We start from the raw sequence: 19,621 nt of genomic DNA, 5'->3' as shown, positions 1-19,621 counted from the left end.
GAGTCCGCGCACGAGGAGGGGCGCCCCTGGCATCAGGGGCGCCCCTCCTCGTCGGCGCGGGTCAGTCCTCGCGCCGGACCGACAGCAGTTCCTCGAGCTGCTCCTCGCGGGCCTGCGCCGCCACGAAGAGGAGTTCGTCGCCCGGCTCCAGGGAGTCCTCCCGGGACGGCGTCAGCACCCGGGTGCCGCGGATGATCGTGACCAGGGACGTGTCCTGCGGCCACTCCACGTCGCCGACCTGGGTGCCGGCCAGCGCCGACTCCTCGGGCAGGGTCAGCTCCACCAGGTTGGCGTCGCCGTGGCTGAAGCGGAGCAGGCGGACCAGGTCGCCGACGCTCACCGCCTCCTCGACCAGGGCGGACATCAGGCGCGGGGTGGACACGGCCACGTCCACGCCCCAGGACTCGTTGAACAGCCACTCGTTCTTCGGGTTGTTCACCCGGGCGACGACGCGCGGAACGCCGTACTCCGTCTTGGCGAGCAGCGAGACGACCAGGTTGACCTTGTCGTCACCGGTCGCGGCGATCACCACGTTGCAGCGCTGCAGCGCCGCCTCGTCCAGGGAGGTGATCTCACAGGCGTCGGCCAGCAGCCACTCCGCCTGCGGCACCCGCTCCACCGAGATGGCGGTCGGGGCCTTGTCGACGAGCAGGACCTCGTGGCCGTTCTCCAGCAGTTCGCCCGCGATCGAGCGGCCGACGGCGCCGGCTCCGGCAATGGCGACCCTCATCAGTGACCGCTCTCCTCTTCCGGGCCCCCGGCGAACGCCGCCTCGACCTTCTCGACGTCGTCCGTCCGCATCATCACGTGCACCAGGTCGCCCTCCTGCAGCACCGTCTGCGACGTGGGCAGGACCGCCTCGCCCAGGCGGGTCAGGAACGCCACCCGGACGCCCGTCTCCTCCTGCAGCCTGCTGATCTTGTGGCCGACCCACTTGGCGGAGGCGTGCACCTCGGCGAGCTGGACACCGCCGGTGGGGTCGCGCCACAGCGGCTCGGCGCCCGAGGGCAGCAGCCGGCGCAGCATCTGGTCGGCGGTCCAGCGGACCGTGGCCACGGTGGGGATGCCCAGACGCTGGTAGACCTCGGCACGGCGGGGGTCGTAGATGCGGGCCGCCACGTTCTCCACGCCGAACATCTCACGGGCCACGCGCGCGGAGATGATGTTGGAGTTGTCACCGCTGGAGACCGCGGCGAACGCCCCGGCCTCCTCGATGCCCGCCTCGCGCAGGGTGTCCTGGTCGAAGCCGACGCCGGTGACCCGGCGGCCCCCGAACCCGGGGCCCAGCCGGCGGAAGGCGGTGGGGTCCTGGTCGATCACGGCGACCGTGTGGCCCTGTTGCTCCAGGGTCTGGGCAAGAGCGGAACCCACTCGCCCGCAGCCCATGATGACGATGTGCACGACCGTCCTTCCGGTGTCCAAAAGTTCATGCTCAGCATCAGGGTCTCAGACCGACGTCCAAAGCTACACACGGGCGCTTCGGGGTGGGCACCCCTGTGCGGAGGTTTCCGGGACCACCGGTGCCGCCGTCACCGCCGCGGGCCGACGGCGGCGCCCGTGCGGCGAGTGATGCTGCGCACGCTGCACAGGGTCAGGATTCCGAGGCCGACGAGGGCGACGGTGGCCCCGATCAGCTCTGCGGTCGCGGGCATGGGACCTCCGAGGTGCGGTGACGACCGGGACTTGCCATCTAGGCACGGGGGACGCGCGGGCCACGGAATCCGCAGTTCGGAGCGCGTGCGATTTCACTCATGAGGCAGAACCGGGACGCCGGGTGGGCGGGTGCCTGTTCGAAGCCCTACGATCCTCTGTCGTGTCCAAACTGACCGACGTGCCCAAACGGATCCTGATCGGGCGCGCACTGCGCAGTGACCGGCTGGGCGAGACGTTCCTGCCGAAGCGCATCGCCCTCCCCGTCTTCGCCTCCGACCCGCTGTCCTCCGTCGCCTACGCGCCGGGGGAGGTCCTGCTGGTCCTGTCCATCGCGGGCGTGTCGGCGTACCACTTCAGCCCCTGGATCGCCGTCGCGGTCGTCGTGCTGATGTTCACCGTGGTCGCCTCCTACCGGCAGAATGTGCACGCCTACCCGAGCGGCGGCGGCGACTACGAGGTCGCCACCACCAACCTCGGGCCCAAGGCCGGCCTGACCGTCGCCAGCGCCCTGCTCGTGGACTACGTCCTCACCGTCGCCGTCTCCATCGCCTCCGGCATCGAGAACCTGGGTTCCGCGATCCCCTTCGTCGTGGAGCACAAGGTGTTCTGCGCGACCGCCGTGATCGTCCTGCTGACGCTGATGAACCTGCGCGGGGTGAAGGAGTCGGGCAAGCTCTTCGCGATCCCGACGTACGTGTTCGTCGGCGGCGTCTTCATCATGATCGCGTGGGGTGCCTTCCGCGGCCTCGTCCTCGGCGACACCATGCGGGCCCCGACGGCCGAGTACCACATCAAGGCCGAGCACCAGGGCCTCGCGGGCTTCGCGCTCGTCTTCCTGCTGCTGCGCGCCTTCTCCTCCGGCTGTGCGGCGCTGACCGGTGTGGAGGCCATCTCCAACGGCGTCCCGGCGTTCCGCAAGCCCAAGTCGAAGAACGCGGCGACCACACTGGCGATGATGGGCCTGCTGGCCGTCACCATGTTCTGCGGCATCATCGCGCTCGCCATGTCCACCAACGTCCGCATGGCCGAGCACCCCGCCACCGACCTGATCCACAACGGCAGCCCGGTCGGCTCCGGCTACGTCCAGAACCCGGTGATCTCCCAGGTCGCCGAGGCCGTGTTCGGCAAGGGCAGCTTCCTGTTCGTGCTGCTGGCGGCCGCCACCGCCCTGGTGCTGTTCCTGGCGGCGAACACGGCCTACAACGGCTTCCCGCTGCTCGGCTCGATCCTCGCCCAGGACCGCTACCTGCCGCGCCAGCTGCACACCCGGGGCGACCGCCTGGCGTTCTCCAACGGCATCGTGCTGCTCGCGGGCGCCGCCGCGCTGCTCGTGATCATCTACGGCGCCGACTCCACCCGGCTGATCCAGCTCTACATCGTCGGCGTGTTCGTGTCCTTCACGCTCAGCCAGATCGGCATGGTCCGGCACTGGAACCGCCACCTGGCGGCCGAGCGCGACCCGGCGGCCCGCAGCCACATGGTCCGCTCCCGCGCGATCAACGCCTTCGGCGCCTTCTTCACCGGCCTGGTGCTGGTCGTCGTCCTGGTCACCAAGTTCACGCACGGCGCCTGGGTCGCCCTGCTGGGCATGTGCATCTTCTACGCGACGATGACCGCGATCCGTAAGCACTACGACCGCGTGGCCGACGAGATCGCCGCCCCCGAGGGCCCGAGCGACGACAGCGTCCGCCCCTCCCGGGTGCGCTCGGTCGTCCTGATCTCCAAGATCCACCGCCCCACCCTGCGCGCCCTGGCCTACGCCAAGCTGATGCGCTCGGACACCCTGGAGGCGCTCACCGTCAACGTCGACCCGGCGGAGACCAAGGCGCTGCGCGAGGAGTGGGAGCGGCGCGGCATCGACGTACCGCTGAAGGTCCTGGACTCGCCGTACCGCGAGATCACGCGGCCGATCATCGAGTACGTCAAGAGCCTGCGCAAGGAGTCCCCGCGCGACGCGGTCTCGGTGATCATCCCCGAGTACGTGGTCGGCCACTGGTACGAGCACCTGCTGCACAACCAGAGCGCGCTGCGCCTGAAGGGCCGGCTGCTGTTCACGCCCGGCGTGATGGTGACCTCCGTGCCCTACCAGCTCGCCTCCTCCGAGGCCGCGAAGCTGCGGGCCCGCAGGCGGCAGGACTGGAACGCGCCCGGTGCGGTCAGGCGCGGACCGGCGGTCGAGCGCACCAAGGAGCCGGCCGCCAAGGAGTAGGCGCGGGGCCGCCCGAGGGAGGCCGTAGACTGGTGGGCTGTTGTCAGGCCCACCGGCTGCGGCCTCTCCCCTTTTGCGATCTGGAGTCACCCCACCATGCAGGCAGAACCGACGAAGTCTCTGGTGGGCGAGGAGTACGAGGTCGAGATCGGCCCCGTCGCCCACGGCGGCCACTGCATCGCCCGTACCGCCGAGGGCCAGGTGCTGTTCGTCCGGCACGCGCTGCCGGGCGAGCTGGTGGTGGCCCGGGTGACCGAGGGCGAGGAGGGCGCCCGCTTCCTGCGCGCGGACGCCGTCGAGATCCTGGACGCGTCCAAGGACCGCATCGAGGCGCCCTGCCCCTTCGCCGGCCCCGGCCGCTGCGGCGGCTGCGACTGGCAGCACGCCAAGCCGGGCGCCCAGCGCCGCCTGAAGGGCGAGGTGATCGCCGAGCAGCTCCAGCGGCTCGCGGGCCTCACCCCGGAGGAGGCCGGCTGGGACGGCACGGTGGTACCGGCCGAGGGCGACAAGCTGCCCGCCGGCCAGGTGCCGCAGTGGCGCACGCGCGTCCAGTACGCGGTGGACGCCGACGGCAACGCCGGACTGCGCCGCCACCGCTCCCACGAGGTCGAGCCGATCGACCACTGCATGATCGCCGCACAGGGCGTCAGCGAGCTCGGCATCGAGGAGCGTGACTGGGCGGGCATGGCCTCCGTCGAGGCGATCGCCGCGACCGGTTCGCAGGACCGCATGGTCATCCTGGAGCCGCGGCCCGGCGCCCGGCTGCCCCTGGTCGAGCTCGACCGCCCCGTCTCCGTGATGCGCGTGGACGAGAAGGACGGCGGCATCCACCGGGTCCACGGCCGCGCGTTCGTGCGCGAGCGCGCCGACGACCGCACCTACCGTGTCGGCAGCGGCGGCTTCTGGCAGGTCCACCCGAAGGCCGCCGACACCCTCGTCAAGGCCGTCATGCAGGGCCTGCTGCCGCGCAAGGGCGAGATGGCCCTGGACCTGTACTGCGGCGTGGGCCTGTTCGCCGGCGCGCTGGCCGACCGCCTCGGCGAGAAGGGCGCGGTCCTCGGCATCGAGTCCGGCAAGCGCGCGGTGGAGGACGCCCGGCACAACGTGGCCGACTTCCCGCGGGTCCGCGTCGAACAGGGCAAGGTCGAGTCGGTCCTCCCGCGCACCGGCATCACGGAGGTCGACCTCATCGTCCTCGACCCGCCCCGCGCCGGCGCCGGCCGCAAGACGGTCGCCCACCTCACCTCCCTCGCCGCCCGCCGCATCGCCTACGTGGCCTGCGACCCCGCGGCCCTCGCCCGCGACCTGGGCTACTTCCGCGACGGCGGCTACCGGGTGCGGACGCTGCGGGCGTTCGACCTGTTCCCGATGACGCATCACGTGGAGTGCGTGGCGATTCTGGAGCCGGTCGCAAAGGGTGCCTGACCTGCGGTTTTGTTGCTCTGGTGGGATGCTCGACCGGTTTCCCTCCGTGCGGCGGGTCGAGCGGACGGATCGATCCTTGGGAGCTTTCTGAGCTGCGAGTTCGTGAGGAATGCGCTGCACCAGGGCGACGCCTTCAGATGTCTCTTCGGGGAATCCTGACGCTCGGACGACGCTCATAACGGCGTCTCTGCCGCGCCTTCACGTTGTGCCAGCGACCGCTTGGTGCCGCGCTCACGGAGCACGAGGGCCGTTGATACCGACCTGGTATCATTGTCGCATGGCGATGACACTTCGACTCCCCGACGACCTTGACGCGAAGCTCACCGAGCGGGCTCGGCGGGAGGGCCGCAGCAAGCAGGAACTCGCCATCGAGGCCATCCGTGACGCCCAGAACCGGGCCGAGCTGAAGGTCGATGACGTTCTGGCCGAGCTCATGGACAGTGATGCGGAGATTCTGGACTACCTGAAGTGACCGACGTGCGCCACGTCCAGCTCGACGAAATCCTGGCCATCGCCCGTACGGTCAACGGTACGGAGCACAGTGTGCGTGACATGGGCCTTCTGGTGTCAGCGATCGAGCGGCCCCGGACGAACGTGTTCGGAGCCGAGCTGTATCCCACGCTGCACGAGAAGGCTGCGGCATTGCTGCACTCCGTCGCCCGTAATCACGCACTCATCGACGGCAACAAGCGCACTGCCTGGCTGGCCATGCGCGTCTTCCTGCGGTTCAACGGTGTCAGTGCCGGTATCGTCCCACCGCCCGTCTCCATTGCCGGCCCGTTCGTCGAGGAAGTCGCGCAGGACAACGTCGATGTAGCGGTCATCGCCAAGCGCCTGGCGGCCTGGTTCCCCGTTTCCTGACGTTCGACGACGTGAGGGCAGGGCACGCGCGGTCCGGCCCTGCTCAGGCCAAGTCGGCTTCGGGCTGTACAGGCACTTGGTGCAGGACTGCGGAGCGGGTCGCCGGCTGGCCCAAGGGGTTGCGGCCGGGCGGGTACGGGTGCGGGCGGCGATGGATCTGTGACGTGCCGCGCCCGCCGCCGACCTGTCTGGTTGGCGCGCTGGCCGGAGTCGGTGCGTTTGCCGGCACGGCCATCGGCGAAGGGATGTGGCTGGAGTTGATGCGCCCCGGCACCGTGGATTTTGCGGCCTTTACGGACGCTGACTTCGGCGTCCTGCGTGTGGGCGCCTGGAGCGTCAAACGAGCGTCACGGTCGACGAGCAGCAGGACGTCCCGATGGCAGGTGTGGGCTGCGGAGTGTTCGGTGACGAAGCCGCACGGACTCGGTGCGACTCGGTACGCGGCACGTCCCGGGTGCTCCGATCCGCTTCAGCCGCCGATGGGCGTGACCCCCGAGGGAGCCGGGACCAGTCGGTACCCGCCGTCCTCGGGCAGCACGTGTCCGGCGGTCGGCGGCGGGAAGTGGCTCCCAAGCAGAAGAGTCGACGTACCGGCCAGTGAGCCGAGCACCTGGTTCCGGGTCCTGGCCGCGAGTTCGGGAGCGACGTCCACACAGCTGCAGAGCTGCGGATGCGCCATCTGGACCGGGTGGTGGATGCTGTCGCCGGTGATCAGTGCGGTCTCGCCACGGCTGCTCAGTTCCACCGCTACCTGCCCCGGTGTGTGGCCGGGGGTGGGCAGCAGACGGATGCCCGGCGCGACCTCCGTGCCCTCGTCCGCGACATCGATGAGGTCGAACAGACCTGCTTCCCGGACGGGATGGACCGAGTCCTGGAACATCTGCCGACGCGCCTCCTCCATGTCGACACCCGCCCAGTAGTCCCACTCGGTGCGTGAGGTGAGATAGCGCGCGTTAGGGAAGGTAGGCACCCAGGCGTCGCCCTCGGCACGCGTGTTCCACCCCACGTGGTCGGCGTGGAGGTGGGTCAGGACCACGACGTCAACGCTCTCCGGCGCGAAGCCCGCCGCCCGTAGCCGTGCTTCGTAGTCGCTGTTCAGGTTGTGCCAGGCGGGGTTGGCGCGCCGCTTCCCGTTTCCGATGCCGGTGTCCACCAGCACCCGCATGCCGTCCGCCTCGACGGCGAAGCTGTGACTCGCCAGGCGCAGGACGCCTTGTTCGTCGGCGAACTCGGGGCTCAGCCAGGGAGTCCGGCTCACGAGGTCGGTGGTTGCCCCGGGCAGCAGCCACGGACCGGTCTGGGCGGGCAGGACCACTTCGTCGATGCGTCGTACGGTGTGGTTGCCCACCGCCCAGGTAGGGGCGGGGGGAGTAGTGGACTTGGTCGTTCGCGATGAGGTGAACACGGCGACCTTCCTTACCTGTTATGGGTCGCGAGGACGGAGATTTCTGGAGCGGGGGTGTCGGGTGAGGCGGATGTGTAGTTGCTCGTTGCGGAGCGGGAGTGGGCGTCCGGGGACGGTGTCCGGCGCCGACTGCGCAGCGACGCGGTCAGCGTCGCGACCGCGACGGTCGCCAGTACGGCCACGCAGCCGGCATAGGCCAGTGCTGCCGCACGCAGCCCGAAGCCGGCGGTGAGGGCTCCGGCGCCGATGGCGGGCAGACTCATCGCCAGGTAGCTGAGTACGTAATAGGAGGCGAGCGTGCCGCCCTTCTCCCGGGCCGGGACCGAGTCGACGACCGCGCGCAGCGCACCCTGGGAGACGGCTCCGAAGCCGAACCCGGCCAGCGCCGCCCCGGCGAGGAGAAGTACGGGGCCGGCGAGATAGAGGGCACCCAGGGTCAGGACGGCCGCTGGGATCACCGCGCAGCTCCCGAGGAGAGCGGAGACGTCGGCACGCATCCTGCGCGTGAAGTACACCGTCGGGGCGGCGACGGCCGTCAGCGTGAAGAAGACCAGGCCGCCGGCGTATTCGGGTCCACCGGGGGAGATGAGCCGTGTGAAGCCTGGTCCCAGGGACGAGTAGAAGCCGCCGAGTGCCCAGACGGCGACGACGCCGGCGCTGTTGAGCAGGAGAGCGTGGGCGGCCGCCGACGGCAGCGCCAGGTGGGGCCGCGTCGAGCGCAGTGCTCCGGGACGGCGGCGGACGGTCTCGGACGTCGAGACGAGGGCGATGGCCTGCGCGGCGAACACGGCGATCAGGGCCGCGTACACCGTGATCGTCGGAACGGGGGCGAAGCGCACCATGAGGGTGGCTGCCAGGACGCCGGCCGCCATGCCCGCCACCGGCGCGATGCTGTTGGCCAGGGCAGGGCGACCCGGCCGGGCGGGATCTTCCAGGTCGAGGAGAGCCGCACCTGCTGCGCTGGTCGCCGCGCCAGTCGCGATGCCCTGCAGCACGCGGGCGCCGATCAGGGTGGTCAGGCCGTCGACCGTCGCGAACAGTGCCATGGAGGCGACCTGGACCGCGAGCGCGCCCAGGAGCACGGGGCGGCGTCCGACATGGTCGGAAAGGGTTCCGGTCGTCAGCAGTGCGATCAGGAGCGCCAGAGCGTAGGCGCTGAAGACCACGGTGATGTCGAGGGACGACAACTGCCACTGAGCCTGGTAGTGGGGGTACAGCGGGGTCGGCGCGCTGGATGCGGCGAGCAACGCGATCAGGATCGAGGCGTGCAATGCGAACGGCAGGCGTCCGGATGGGGAGGTGCGGGGAGGCGCGAGGCCCGCGGGGACGCTCTGCATGAGGGTCCTTCCCGTGCTAAAAGCGATTGGTTTGCTTTAAGACACCGTAGGTCCTACGATCGACTAAAGCAAACCATTCGCTTTTAGGGTGATGGTCGGGGGTCCCGTACCAGCCCCGGCCCGTCGCGCCGCGCAGATCCGGAAGGCAGCCATGACCAGCGAACTCACCCCCCAAGAGGCAGCCCGAGGGGCGCTGCGGGCGGGGCTCCCGCTCGGGGACGGCCGACACGAAGAAGTGGCCATGACGGCCAACTACATCCACTCCGTGATCAGCACGTTGCGCGAGCTCGAATTCGGCGAGACCCCTCCCGCGTCCTCCTACCGAGCCGGACAGGGGAACGCCGATGCAACCGTTTGAGCTGTCGCTGACCGAAGCCTCCCGTGCGGTGCGCTCACGGGAGCTGTCCCCCGTCGAACTCACCGAATCGGTGCTCGCCCGTATTGCCGCCGTCGAAGGACGGCTGGGCGCCTACGTCACCGTCACCGCCGACGCGGCTCTGGCCGTAGCGGTCCGCGCCGAACGGGAGATCTCCGGAAGCGGACCGCGCGGGCCGCTGCACGGGATCCCCATGGCGCTCAAGGATCTGATCGGCGCAGAGGGGATACCCACCACGGCGAGCTCGCACGTCCGGGCAGGGCACGTGGCGGAACGCGACAGCCGGGTGGCCGAACGGCTCGGCGCCGCCGGGGCCGTCCTCCTGGGCAAGACGCACACGCACGAGTTCGCCTACGGCCTGACCACTCCGCAGACGAACAACGCCTGGGACCACAGCCGGGTTGCGGGCGGGTCGAGCGGCGGCTCGGCGGTAGCTGTCGCCGCCGGGGGAGCGACGTTCGCCATGGGCACGGACACGGGCGGTTCCATCCGGGTCCCCGCGGCCCTGAACGGCGTGGTGGGCCTCAAGCCGACCTACGGCCTGGTCCCACGCACAGGCGTGACCTCGCTGTCCTGGTCCCTGGACCACGTGGGCCCTCTCACCCGCACCGTCCAGGACGTCGCGCTGGTGCTGTCGGCGACCGCCGGCCACGACCCGCGCGACACGGCGAGCGTGTCCGGCCCGATGCTGGACCGCTTCCCGGGAGGCGACCTGCGAGGACTGAAGGTCGGCGTACCGCGGAACCACTACTTCGACCGGGTCACGCCCGAGGTCGAGGAGTCCGTACGCCGCGCGATCGAGCGGCTGGCGGAGCTGGGGGCGGAGCTCGTCGATGTCGAGATCCCGATGGCGCGTTACATCCAGGCCGTACAGTGGGGGCTGATGGTTCCCGAGGCCACCGCCTACCATGAGCGGTCGCTGCGGGCCACCCCCGACCTGTACGCGGCGGACGTCCGCATCCTGCTGGAGGCCGGCGAACTCACCTCTGCGGGCGACTACCTCCGCGCCCAGCGGGCTCGCACCATGATGCGAGACGCGTGGGCTCGCATGTTCGACGGAATCGACGTCCTCGCCGCGCCGACGGTGCCGATGACCGCCGCCGAGGCGGGGCAGGAAGTCGTCGAGTGGGCCGATGGCACGACCGAGGCCGTGTCGGACAGCTACGTCCGCCTCTGTGCCCCGGCCAACATCACCGGCGTCCCGGCCCTCACCCTGCCGGTCGGTCACGACCGCGCCGGACTGCCGATCGGTATGCAGCTGATGGCGCGCCCCTTCCACGACGCGACGGTGCTCCGGGTGGGCCGTATCTACGAGGAGTCGGTGGCCGGCGCGGGGCGGCTTGCTCCCCTCGCTGCCTGAGGGAAGGCGGACGTTCCAGCCGGCATGCGGTCGTGTCGCTGCAGGGGCGTCCGCCGTGCTCGGGCGCCCGGATGCGTAGCCCCGCGGGTCGCCGACGCCGGCCACCGCCTAGAAGCAACAAAATCGCATTAAGGTGGATCGCATGAGTCCCAGGCCCATGGCTCGCCCCGGCGGGCGCAGCGCACGCGTACAGGAGTCCGTCCATGCGGCGGTACGTGAACTCGTGGGGGAGGTGGGCCGCGACGCGCTCACGGTCCCGCTGGTGGCCACTCGGGCGGGCGTGACCCCCTCCACGATCTACCGTCGTTGGGGCGACCTGCAGGAACTCCTGTCCGACGTGGCCGTCGAACGACTGCGCCCGGACACACATCCGGCCGATCTCGGAAGCCTGCGGGCCGATCTCGACGCGTGGGCGGAACAGTTCCTCGACGAGATGGCCTCGCCGCCCGGGCGCGCCTACATCCGGGACGCCCTGCTCGGCGACCCCGGCGGAACCAATGCCGGTCAGTGTTCGGCGTATGCCGCAGAGCAGATCGACGCCGTGTTGGCCCGTGCGGTACAGCGGGGGGAGCCGGTGCCCGAGACGGAACTGCTGATCGACCGTGTCGTGGCGCCGATCATGTACCGCATCCTCTTCCGCCCTGGCCGACTGGACGCCGCATACGCGCGCGAGCTCGTGACGAACGCCGTGCACGCCCAGCCGATCGACGCCGACGCTCGCCCCACCCATGCCGCCGCCCCTCGGCGCTCGAAGGAGGAGCCCGACACCTGACCACTTCGCTCATCGGGCGGTCTGGCCACTGGGCCGTGGAGGCCGAGCGGCTGGCTGTAATGGCAGGGGTCTTGAAATTCCCAGCAATGACCGACCAGGACGTAGCCCTTGGGCGTGACGCCCGTTTGACGCTCCGTGCGCACGAAGGGCCCTTCGGCGGAGCAGAAAACGGCCCCTGACCCGGTGTTCCGTGAGATCTATCCTGGTGGGACAGTTTTCCGATGACGCATCACGTGGAGTGCGTGGCGATTCTGGAGCCGGCGGAGAAGGGCCGCTGAACCGCCGTCCTATGTGACGCCGGTGGGGCTCGACCTGGTGGGTGGTAGGCACCGGGTCGAGCCTCTCGGGCCTGCCTACGCCTGCGGATGACCTGGAGGCGCCGCTACGTCCACAAGTCCGGATCTGACGGCGTCCGTGTCCGGGCCGCGGTCTACCAGGACTCGATTACCTGATGCTAAGTCAGATTGTTCTCTGAGTACGTCCCTTGTCGGTCCGTCACCGCATTTCGTTCCTCAACTGCCCTTGTCAGGGCTGCCGTAGATCCCTAAGTTAAGCGGCGACCTAAACAGACTTAAGTCTCTGCTTACATCGATCGAGCATTTCGGCTTCATCGCCAGGGGGGCGCGTACCGTGCGCAGACGTCCGTCCCCAGGCACCGCCGCGCCCAGCGCCGTGCTCGCCTCGCCGCCGGTCCCGCTCGCAGCCGCCCCGTGCAGCGCGCCGCAGTCTCAACAGGGCCTCGCCGCACGCTTATTCGGGCCACGTCACTCCAATCGATCAGGGAGAACTCCGTGCACATAGGCATACGCAGATCCGCGGTGGCGACCGCGCTCGCCTGCTCCGTCGTCCTGCCCGCCGCCGGTGCCGCCGGAGCCGGTGTACCGACGTCCGGCGCCGCCTCGCACGTCGGCGTCGAGTACTTCCCCGATACGGCCGGCGAGGGGGCACGCACGAGCGTCCCCGCCGACAGCCCGCACACCCAGCCGGCGGCGGACGCCCGGCGGCGCACCGCCGCCCCCTCGAAGGACGGCGAGGTCGTCCCGCTCGCCGAGACCGGCCCGACCGCCGACCGCCTGGACGTCACGATCATCGGCGACGGCTACACCGCCGCCGAGCAGGACGACTTCATCGAGGACGCCCGCACCAAGTGGGACGAGGTCACGGACATCGACCCGTACAAGAGCTACGCGGGCCTCTTCAACGTCTGGGCCGTGAAGGCCGTCTCCCAGGACTCCGGTGTCACCGGTGACCCGAGCCGGGACGCCGTCAGGAACACCGCGCTCGGCTCGTACTTCTGGTGCGGCGACACGGAGCGCCTGATCTGCGTCGACCTCGACAGGACGAAGACCTACGCGGACAAGGCCCCCGCGACCGACCTGGTGATCGTGATCTCCAACTCCACCAAGTACGGCGGCGCCGGCTACTCCGGTCTGGCGGCGGACTACGGCTACGACGGGGTTTCCACGCTCTCCTCCGACAACGACCGGTCGACCCTGATCGCCGCCCACGAGATGGCCCACTCCGTGGGACTGCTGGCCGACGAGTACCAGTACGCGGGCTACGGCGACTACCCCTACCCCGAGCCCGCCTACCCCAACGCCTCGACACTGACGGCGGGCGAGATGGCGGCGAAGCACACTAAGTGGGCGTCGTGGCTCGGCGAGCCCGACCCCAGCGGCGGTGTCGTCGGCGCCTTCGAGGGCGCCGACTACTACGAGCACGGGGTCCACCGTCCCACCGAGAACTCCATCATGCGGGCGCTGAACACGGACCGGTTCAACCTGCCCGGCCGCGAGGCGATGATCGCCGGCTTCTACCGTTCCGCCAACGCCCTCACCCCGCTGGTGGACACCTCCGCCACCGCCTCCCGGTTCACCCGCCTCGCCGTCGGACTCGCGGACCTGGGCCCGGGCCTCTCCCGCCCGCGGCTGCGCTGGTACGTCGACGGCCGGGAGGCCGGGCAGGCCCGCGGCAAGACCTCCGTCCTCCCGGCCGCTCTCGGCGTCCCGGCCGACAAGCGCGCCCACAAGGTGACCGCCACCGTGGTCGACACCACCTCCGCCGTCCGCAGCCCCGCCGTCCGTGACCTCACCTCCAACTCCGCCACTTGGACCGTCAGGCGCTGACGCGGGCCCCTCGCACCGCCCACGCCCGCGGAGCACAACCGCGTCCGCCCCCGGGCGCGTCCGTCCATGCCGGCGGGCCGTGCGCCGCGCGCCGCGTGAGGGCGTGCCACCGTCGGCCTGAGGAGCGGCTCCCGTCGCCGCGCGCACCGTCGCCGGTTGCTTCCGCCGTTTCACAGGAACTCCGAAGAACCGTCTGGCCGTTCGCGCGTGTCCTTCCCTACGGTGCGACGAGTCGTCCAGGACAGGGGAGGAACCGTGGAGCAGCCGAGGACGGCGCTCGCCGAGCGCATCGCCGAGCGGAGACGGGCGGACGGCGACCCCCGGGCCCTGGTCGGCGAGATGCGCCGCTCGGTGCTGCTGGTGCCGGTGGCCGGCGGCGGGTTGTGGTCGGTGCGGGCGGGCGGGGTGCGGTGGGTCTGCGGGTTCACCGACGAGACCGCTCTGGCCCGGTTCGCCCGCCACCACGCGCCCGGTGGGCAGCCGGTGGACCACGCGGCCCTGCTGGGCGCGCGCATCGTCGACGAGATCGTGCCGGCGCTGGGCGAGCCCGCCGGTCTCGCCGTCGACATCGCCACCGAGGACGGGGCGATGTTCTTCCCGCCGGTCGCCGGCATCGTCCCGGACGCGGTCGCCGTCGACACCGGCCGCGTGGGGGAGGGGCGGGCATGAGCGACGACGGCAAGGACCTCCAGCTGGACAAGGAGTCCGTCGCCAGGTTCACGCAGGGCCTGGGGACGACCATCGACCAGCTCGGCGACCTCGGCGGCGCCACCGGTTCCGTCATGGGGAAGGGCTTCTCGGAGCTGGCGATGACGGGGATGGAGGCCGGGCACCACGGTCTCTCGACCGACTTCGAGGACTTCTGCGAGTCCTGGGAGTGGGGCGTGCGCGCCCTGGTCCGGGACGCGAGCGAGATCGCGAACCGGCTCGGCCTGGCGGCCGGCACCCTCTGGGAGGAGGACCAGTACGTCGCGGGCTCGCTGAAGGTGGGCGCCAACTCCCTGTTCGGCGGCAACCCGCACGCCAGTGAGGAGGAGATCGCCAAGCAGGGCTGGGGCGACATCTTCACCCCGGACTACCTGCACCCCGACTACAGCGCCGAGTCGTTCGACAAGGCCGGTGACGACATGGCGCAGACCTGGAAGGACACCGGCCGCTCCGTGCTCACCGAAGGACAGGGCGGGAGGCAGTCGGAACTGCTCAACAAGGCGCTCGGCATATCCGACGATCAGTGGGACCAGGCGCTGGACGACACCTTCGGACCGTCGCCCGAGGAGCGCGCGCAGCAGCGACAGCAGGACGGGTCCGGGGGGAACTGACGGTGGGTATCGGTGACTTCATCAGTGACATCACGCCCGACTCGGTCGAGGACAAGATCGAGCACGGCGTCGAGTGGGTGGGCGACCGGGTCGAGGACGCGGGCAACTGGACCGCCGACCGGCTGCAGGATGTCGGCTGGGACTCCGGCGCCGACTGGGTGCGCCAGCAGTCCCGTTCGGTCGCCAACCGGCTGGGCGCCGAGGTCGACGAGATGGACCTCGGGCAGACCGAGGACAAGACCAAGCTGATCTACGGCAGTCCCGGCAAGATCAACGCCGTAGCGGCGAAGCTCCGCGCCTTCGAGTCGTCCTTCAACGAGACCGGCGACGGCCTTAGGGGCCTCGACACCTCGCGGTTCAAGGGCGAGGCGGCGGACGCGCTGCGCACCGCCGTCGGCAAGCAGCCGCACCGGTGGTACACGGCGGGTGAGGCCTGCGTCAAGGCGATGGGCGCGCTGGAGTCGTTCGCCGACACGGTCACCTGGGCCCAGGGCCAGGCGCAGACGGCGATCGACAAATGGAAGGCGGGCGTCAAGGCCTCCGAGGACGCCGCCGACGCCCACCGCGCGAAGGTCGACGCCTACAACAAGGCCGTCGACCGCTACAACGCCCGGCCCGCCGACGAGCGGGACCCGTCCTCGCTCCCGCCGAGACGTTCGAGGACCCCGGCAGGAAGCTGATGCAGGACGCCCAGGACATCCTGGCCGACGCCCGCGCACAGCGGAACTCGGCCGCGGAGACCGCGCGCTCCGCGGTGCGCGCCGCCCGCGACATGGCCCCGAACAAGCCCTCCTACGCCGAGCAGTTGCGCGACGGCCTCGGCGAACTGCAGATCATGCAGGACCACGTGGCCGGGGGCCTGATCAAGGGCACCGCCGGGATCGTGAACTTCGTCCGCAGCGTCGACCCCATGGACCCGTACAACCTCACCCACCCGGCCGAGTACGCCACGTCCCTCAACAGCCTGGCCGCCGGCCTCGTCGTGGCCGCCAACGACCCGGCCGGCACCGGCGTCCAGATGGTCAAGGACTTCATGAAGGACCCGGCCGAGGGCTTCGGCCGGCTGATCCCCGACATCGTGCTGACCGTGGCCACCGACGGCGGCGGCGCCGCGGTCAAGGGCGTGCGCGTCGCCGAGGACGCCTCCGAGGCCGCCAGGCTGCGCAGGCTGGTCGACGACGTCCCGGAGGGCACCCACGGGCGCCCGGACGGGGAACGCCTCATCGACGGCTCCGACCCGGTGGACCTCGCCACGGGCCGGATGTTCCTGCCGCAGACCGATGTGGAGATCCCCGGGATCCTGCCGCTGGTGTTCACCCGGCGCACCGAGTCCGGTGTGACGGCCGGCCGCTTCCTCGGGCCGTCGTGGACGTCCACGGTGGACGAGCGGCTGGAGATCGACGCCGTCGGAGTCGTCCACGTCACCGCCGACGGGCTCCTGGTCACCTACCCGCACCCGGTCCCCGGCGACCCCACCCGGCCGCAGGCGGGCACGGCCTCGACGCGCGTGCTGCTCGCTCGCGACGCCGACGGCGACTACACGCTGACCGACCCCGACTCGGGGGTGGTCCGCCGCTTCACGGCCCCGGCGGGCGCCGAACCGGGAGGCGACGGCACCGCATGGCTGTCCGGCATCGGCGAACGGGGCGGCCACACCGTCACCGTCGACCGGGCGGACGACGGACTGCCCCTGGCCCTCGTCCACTCCGCGGGCCACCGGCTGTCCCTGGCCACCGCCGACGGCCGGGTGACCGCGCTCCTCCTCGCGGGCGCCGGGGAGAACGGCGCGGACCTGCCGCTGATGGGCTACGGCTACGACAACGGCGACCTCACCACCGTCACCCGCCCGTCCGGAGCCGTGACCACCTTCGACTACGACGAACGCCACCGCGTCACGGCCTGGACCGACTCCAACGGCCGCCGCTACGACTACGTCTACGACGACCGCGACCGGGTCGTCGCCGAGGGCGGCGAGGCGGGCCACGTCCAGATCACCCTGACGTACACCGGACCCGACCCCGGGACCGGCCACCGCACCACCACGCTCACCACCGCCGACGGCCGGGCCACCCGGCACCTGATCGGCCCGGGGTGCCGGATCCTGGCCACCACGGACGCGCTCGGCCACACCACCCGCTTCCGCCACGACGGGCACGGCAACCTGCTGTCGCGCACCGACCCGCTCGGCGCCACGCACGCCTTCGGCTACGACGACGAGGGCCGGCTGATCTCGGCCGTCCGCCCGGACGGTGCCGAACTGCGCGTCGTACGCGGCCCGTTCGGACTGCCGACCGAGGTCGTCGGGCCGGACGGCGCCCGCACCACGTACACCTACGACGAGCGCGGCAACCGTACGGCGTACACCGACCCGGCCGGCCGCACCACCCGCGTCACCTACGACGACGCGGGCCGCCCCACCTCGGTCACCGACGCCCTCGGCAACACCACCCACGTGACCTGCGACGCGGCGGGGCGGACCGTGGCGGTGACCGGCCCGTCCGGCGCCACCACCCGCACCGAGCGGGACGGACTGGGCCGCCCGGTCCGGGTGACCGACCCGGTGGGCGGCGTCACCCGCCTGGAGTGGAACGCGGACGGCCTGCTCGCCCGCCGCACCGGACCGGACGGCGCGAGCGAGTCATGGACCTACGACGGCGAGGGCAACCGCACGGCCCACACCGACGCCGCCGGCGCTGTCACGCGCCACGAGTACACCCACTTCGACCTCCCGCTCGCCACGACCCGTCCCGACGGCGCCCGGTACGAGTTCGAGCACGACGCCGACCTGCGCCTCACCCGGGTCACCGGCCCGCAGGGCCTGAGCTGGACGTACGAGTACGACGCGGTCGGCAACACCGTCTCCGAGACCGACTTCGACGGGCGCACCCTGACCTACCGCGTGGACGCCGCCGGCCGCCTCACTGCCCGGACCGACGCCCTCGGCGGCACCGTCTCCTTCGAGCGCGACCAGCTCGGCCAGGTGCTCGCCAAGACCGTCGACGGCCGGGTGACGAGGTACGCGTACGACCGGGCCGGCCGCCTGACGGAGGCCGTCGGACCGGACGGCGAACTGCGCTACCAGTACGACCGCAACGGGCGCGTCAAAGCGGAACTGGTGGACGGCCGCCCGATGCTCTACTCCTACGACGACCTGGGGCGGCGGATCCGCCGGACCACCCCCACCGGCCACGTCACCACCTACGCCTACGACGCCGACGGGCTCCCCGCGCGGCTGACCACCGGCGGCCGCCCGGTCGACTTCACCCACGACGCCGCCGGCCGCGAACTGGCCCGCGCCTTCGGTGACGCGCTCACCGTGACGTCGGCCTGGGACGAGGCAGGCCGGCTCGCCGCGCGGCACATCACCGCGGGCGCCCACGCCGTCGGCAGCCGTGCCTACGCCTACCGCGCCGACGGTCACCTGCTCTCCGTCACGGACCGGCTCTCCGGGACCCGCACCTTCGACCTGGACCCGCTGGGCCGGGTCACCGCCGTCCACGCCCCGGGCTGGACGGAGCGGTACGCGTACGACGAGGCCGGCAACCAGACGTCCGCCTCCTGGCCCGGCCGCCACCCCGGCAGCGAGGCGGCCGGCCCCCGCTCGTACGACGGCACCCGGGTCACCCGGGCCGGAGACGTCCGCTTCGAGCACGACGCCCTCGGCCGCGTCACCCTGCGCCAGAAGACCCGGCTGTCCCGCCGGCCCGACACCTGGCGCTACGCGTGGGACACGGAGAACCGCCTCACCTCCGTCACCACCCCGGACGGCACCCGGTGGCGCTACCGCTACGACCCGCTGGGCCGCCGCACGGCGAAGCAGCGCCTCGCGGCCGACGGCGAGAGCGTGGCCGAGGAGGTCCGCTTCACCTGGGACGGACTCACCCTCTGCGAGCAGACCAGCCACCGCCCGGACCTCCCGCACACGGTCGCCCTCAGCTGGGACCACCGGGACGTCGTCCCCCTCGCCCAGACCGAGCGCATCCTGACGGCCGACAGCCGGCAGCAGGAGATCGACCGGCGGTTCTTCGCCATCGCCACCGACCTGGTCGGCACCCCCACCGAGCTCGTCGACGACACGGGCGCCATCGCCTGGCGCAGCCGCAGCACCCTCTGGGGCGCCACCGCCTGGGCCAGGGACAGCGACGCCTACACCCCGCTGCGCTTCCCCGGCCAGTACTACGACCCCGAGACCGGCCTTCACTACAACCTCTTCCGCCACTACGACCCAGAGACCGGCCGCTACACCTCCCCGGACCCGCTGGGCCTCGCCCCCGCGCCCAGCCCCCTCGGCTACGTGGACAACCCGTACAGCGGATGCGACCCGCTGGGGCTGATGCCCAAGTACACGAAGGAGGAGCGAACAAGGAAGCGGATCGACAAGGTCGTGAATGAGGTCGTCGACAGGGCGCAGAACGGCCAGTTCAAGAAGTACCTCGATTACCACGGGGACACCAGGCACGGCTTCAGCGACGAACGGGTTTTGGAGATCCTGAAGAACCCGGACGCGGTGTACCACTCGACGGGCACGGGCCGAAGACTCACCTTCCGGCAGGGCGAGGACATCGTCGTGGTCGACGGGCCCGGCAACGCCCAGGGTCAGGCCATCACGGCCTACGGACCATCAGGCATCAGGGGCGAATCCGGGGCGCAGGCACTCGGCGGCAAAGCCACCGACCCCGGTGCGCCGGTGACACACGAGGACATCGTGAACGGCAGGATTCCCACCAAGGATGGCTATCAGCCCCCAGCGGTGCAGATCAGATGAGGCAGCAGTGACG

Annotated in this window: 15 protein-coding genes and 1 pseudogene; 11 read left to right on the top strand and 5 right to left on the bottom strand. The window is 71.1% G+C overall.

All coding sequences use genetic code 11. The features are described 5' to 3' along the window. Positions 1-61 precede the first annotated feature (61 nt). The 3 genes from TNCT1_RS26670 to TNCT1_RS36720 form a co-directional block, all read right to left on the bottom strand. Positions 62-730, bottom strand: a complete 669-nt coding sequence (locus tag TNCT1_RS26670; protein ID WP_143636662.1) for a TrkA family potassium uptake protein — start codon at positions 728-730, stop codon at positions 62-64. Then, the gene (locus tag TNCT1_RS26665) at positions 730-1,401 is read right to left on the bottom strand and encodes a TrkA family potassium uptake protein (RefSeq protein WP_143637084.1); all 672 of its coding nucleotides are present in this window, start codon (positions 1,399-1,401) and stop codon (positions 730-732) included. Before TNCT1_RS26665 ends, TNCT1_RS26670 begins: the two co-directional genes overlap by 1 nt. A 128-nt stretch (positions 1,402-1,529) precedes the next feature. Beyond that, complete coding sequence (locus TNCT1_RS36720; RefSeq protein ID WP_268894184.1) at positions 1,530-1,652, bottom strand: hypothetical protein; 123 nt, start codon at positions 1,650-1,652, stop codon at positions 1,530-1,532. 161 nt (positions 1,653-1,813) lie between these two features. Here TNCT1_RS36720 and TNCT1_RS26660 point away from each other — a divergent pair, with 161 nt between their 5' ends. The 4 genes from TNCT1_RS26660 to TNCT1_RS26645 all read left to right on the top strand — a co-directional run bounded on the left by TNCT1_RS26660 (position 1,814) and on the right by TNCT1_RS26645 (position 6,148). Then, a complete protein-coding gene (locus TNCT1_RS26660) occupies positions 1,814-3,862 on the top strand; it encodes an APC family permease (RefSeq protein WP_143636660.1) in 2,049 nt (682 codons plus the stop codon). A gap of 96 nt (positions 3,863-3,958) precedes the next feature. Continuing rightward, positions 3,959-5,287: a class I SAM-dependent RNA methyltransferase gene (locus TNCT1_RS26655; protein WP_143636658.1), complete on the top strand. Its 1,329-nt coding sequence runs from the start codon at positions 3,959-3,961 to the stop codon at positions 5,285-5,287. A 277-nt stretch (positions 5,288-5,564) separates the two neighbouring features. After that, positions 5,565-5,759, top strand: a complete 195-nt coding sequence (locus TNCT1_RS26650) for a ribbon-helix-helix protein, CopG family (RefSeq protein WP_037672007.1) — start codon at positions 5,565-5,567, stop codon at positions 5,757-5,759. Further along, positions 5,756-6,148, top strand: a complete 393-nt coding sequence (locus TNCT1_RS26645; protein ID WP_143636656.1) for a type II toxin-antitoxin system death-on-curing family toxin — start codon at positions 5,756-5,758, stop codon at positions 6,146-6,148. Before TNCT1_RS26650 ends, TNCT1_RS26645 begins: the two co-directional genes overlap by 4 nt. 469 nt (positions 6,149-6,617) lie before the next feature. Here the strand turns inward: TNCT1_RS26645 and TNCT1_RS26640 are convergent, their stop codons facing one another. Both TNCT1_RS26640 and TNCT1_RS26635 read right to left on the bottom strand, forming a co-directional pair. Next, entirely contained in the window at positions 6,618-7,553 is a 936-nt protein-coding gene (locus TNCT1_RS26640) for an MBL fold metallo-hydrolase (protein ID WP_235902913.1), read from the bottom strand. An 11-nt stretch (positions 7,554-7,564) separates the two neighbouring features. Next, the gene (locus tag TNCT1_RS26635) at positions 7,565-8,890 is read right to left on the bottom strand and encodes an MFS transporter (RefSeq protein ID WP_143636654.1); all 1,326 of its coding nucleotides are present in this window, start codon (positions 8,888-8,890) and stop codon (positions 7,565-7,567) included. A 151-nt stretch (positions 8,891-9,041) separates the two neighbouring features. Here TNCT1_RS26635 and TNCT1_RS26630 point away from each other — a divergent pair, with 151 nt between their 5' ends. The 7 genes and pseudogenes from TNCT1_RS26630 to TNCT1_RS26600 all read left to right on the top strand — a co-directional run bounded on the left by TNCT1_RS26630 (position 9,042) and on the right by TNCT1_RS26600 (position 19,608). After that, positions 9,042-9,248 carry a hypothetical protein gene (locus TNCT1_RS26630; protein WP_143636652.1) on the top strand — a complete coding sequence of 69 codons (207 nt, stop codon included), beginning with the start codon at positions 9,042-9,044 and terminating at the stop codon, positions 9,246-9,248. Further along, positions 9,235-10,626, top strand: coding sequence for an amidase (locus TNCT1_RS26625; protein WP_143636650.1), 1,392 nt, complete (start codon positions 9,235-9,237; stop codon positions 10,624-10,626). The genes TNCT1_RS26630 and TNCT1_RS26625 overlap by 14 nt, the downstream gene beginning before the upstream one ends. Positions 10,627-10,768: 142 nt before the next feature. Further along, positions 10,769-11,398 (top strand): TetR/AcrR family transcriptional regulator, encoded by a 630-nt coding sequence (locus TNCT1_RS26620; RefSeq protein ID WP_143636647.1) that lies wholly within the window; start codon positions 10,769-10,771, stop codon positions 11,396-11,398. Positions 11,399-12,189: 791 nt separating this feature from the next. Beyond that, a complete protein-coding gene (locus TNCT1_RS26615) occupies positions 12,190-13,524 on the top strand; it encodes a M64 family metallopeptidase (protein ID WP_143636645.1) in 1,335 nt (444 codons plus the stop codon). Between the two features lie 255 nt (positions 13,525-13,779). Continuing rightward, entirely contained in the window at positions 13,780-14,193 is a 414-nt protein-coding gene (locus tag TNCT1_RS26610) for a hypothetical protein (RefSeq protein ID WP_174266465.1), read from the top strand. After that, the gene (locus tag TNCT1_RS26605; RefSeq protein WP_143636643.1) at positions 14,190-14,843 is read left to right on the top strand and encodes a hypothetical protein; all 654 of its coding nucleotides are present in this window, start codon (positions 14,190-14,192) and stop codon (positions 14,841-14,843) included. The genes TNCT1_RS26610 and TNCT1_RS26605 overlap by 4 nt, the downstream gene beginning before the upstream one ends. Before the next feature lie 2 nt (positions 14,844-14,845). Next, a pseudogene (locus tag TNCT1_RS26600) lies at positions 14,846-19,608 on the top strand (putative T7SS-secreted protein). Positions 19,609-19,621: the final 13 nt, after the last annotated feature.

It is taken from the genome of Streptomyces sp. 1-11 (assembly GCF_007176755.1).
Taxonomy (GTDB): domain Bacteria; phylum Actinomycetota; class Actinomycetes; order Streptomycetales; family Streptomycetaceae; genus Streptomyces.
Note: the sequence above shows the minus strand (reverse complement) of the source record. Positions and strands in the feature narration are given on the sequence as shown.

What these genes read in the sequence shown, in the direction of transcription:
- TNCT1_RS26670 (WP_143636662.1), bottom strand. Translation starts at nt 730, where the DNA reads ATGAGGGTCGCCATTGCCGGAGCCGGCGCCGTCGGCCGCTCGATCGCG.
- TNCT1_RS36720 (WP_268894184.1), bottom strand. Translation starts at nt 1,652, where the DNA reads ATGCCCGCGACCGCAGAGCTGATCGGGGCCACCGTCGCCCTCGTCGGC.
- TNCT1_RS26655 (WP_143636658.1), top strand. Translation starts at nt 3,959, where the DNA reads ATGCAGGCAGAACCGACGAAGTCTCTGGTGGGCGAGGAGTACGAGGTC.
- TNCT1_RS26650 (WP_037672007.1), top strand. Translation starts at nt 5,565, where the DNA reads ATGGCGATGACACTTCGACTCCCCGACGACCTTGACGCGAAGCTCACC.
- TNCT1_RS26635 (WP_143636654.1), bottom strand. Translation starts at nt 8,890, where the DNA reads ATGCAGAGCGTCCCCGCGGGCCTCGCGCCTCCCCGCACCTCCCCATCC.
- TNCT1_RS26630 (WP_143636652.1), top strand. Translation starts at nt 9,042, where the DNA reads ATGACCAGCGAACTCACCCCCCAAGAGGCAGCCCGAGGGGCGCTGCGG.
- TNCT1_RS26625 (WP_143636650.1), top strand. Translation starts at nt 9,235, where the DNA reads ATGCAACCGTTTGAGCTGTCGCTGACCGAAGCCTCCCGTGCGGTGCGC.
- TNCT1_RS26620 (WP_143636647.1), top strand. Translation starts at nt 10,769, where the DNA reads ATGAGTCCCAGGCCCATGGCTCGCCCCGGCGGGCGCAGCGCACGCGTA.
- TNCT1_RS26605 (WP_143636643.1), top strand. Translation starts at nt 14,190, where the DNA reads ATGAGCGACGACGGCAAGGACCTCCAGCTGGACAAGGAGTCCGTCGCC.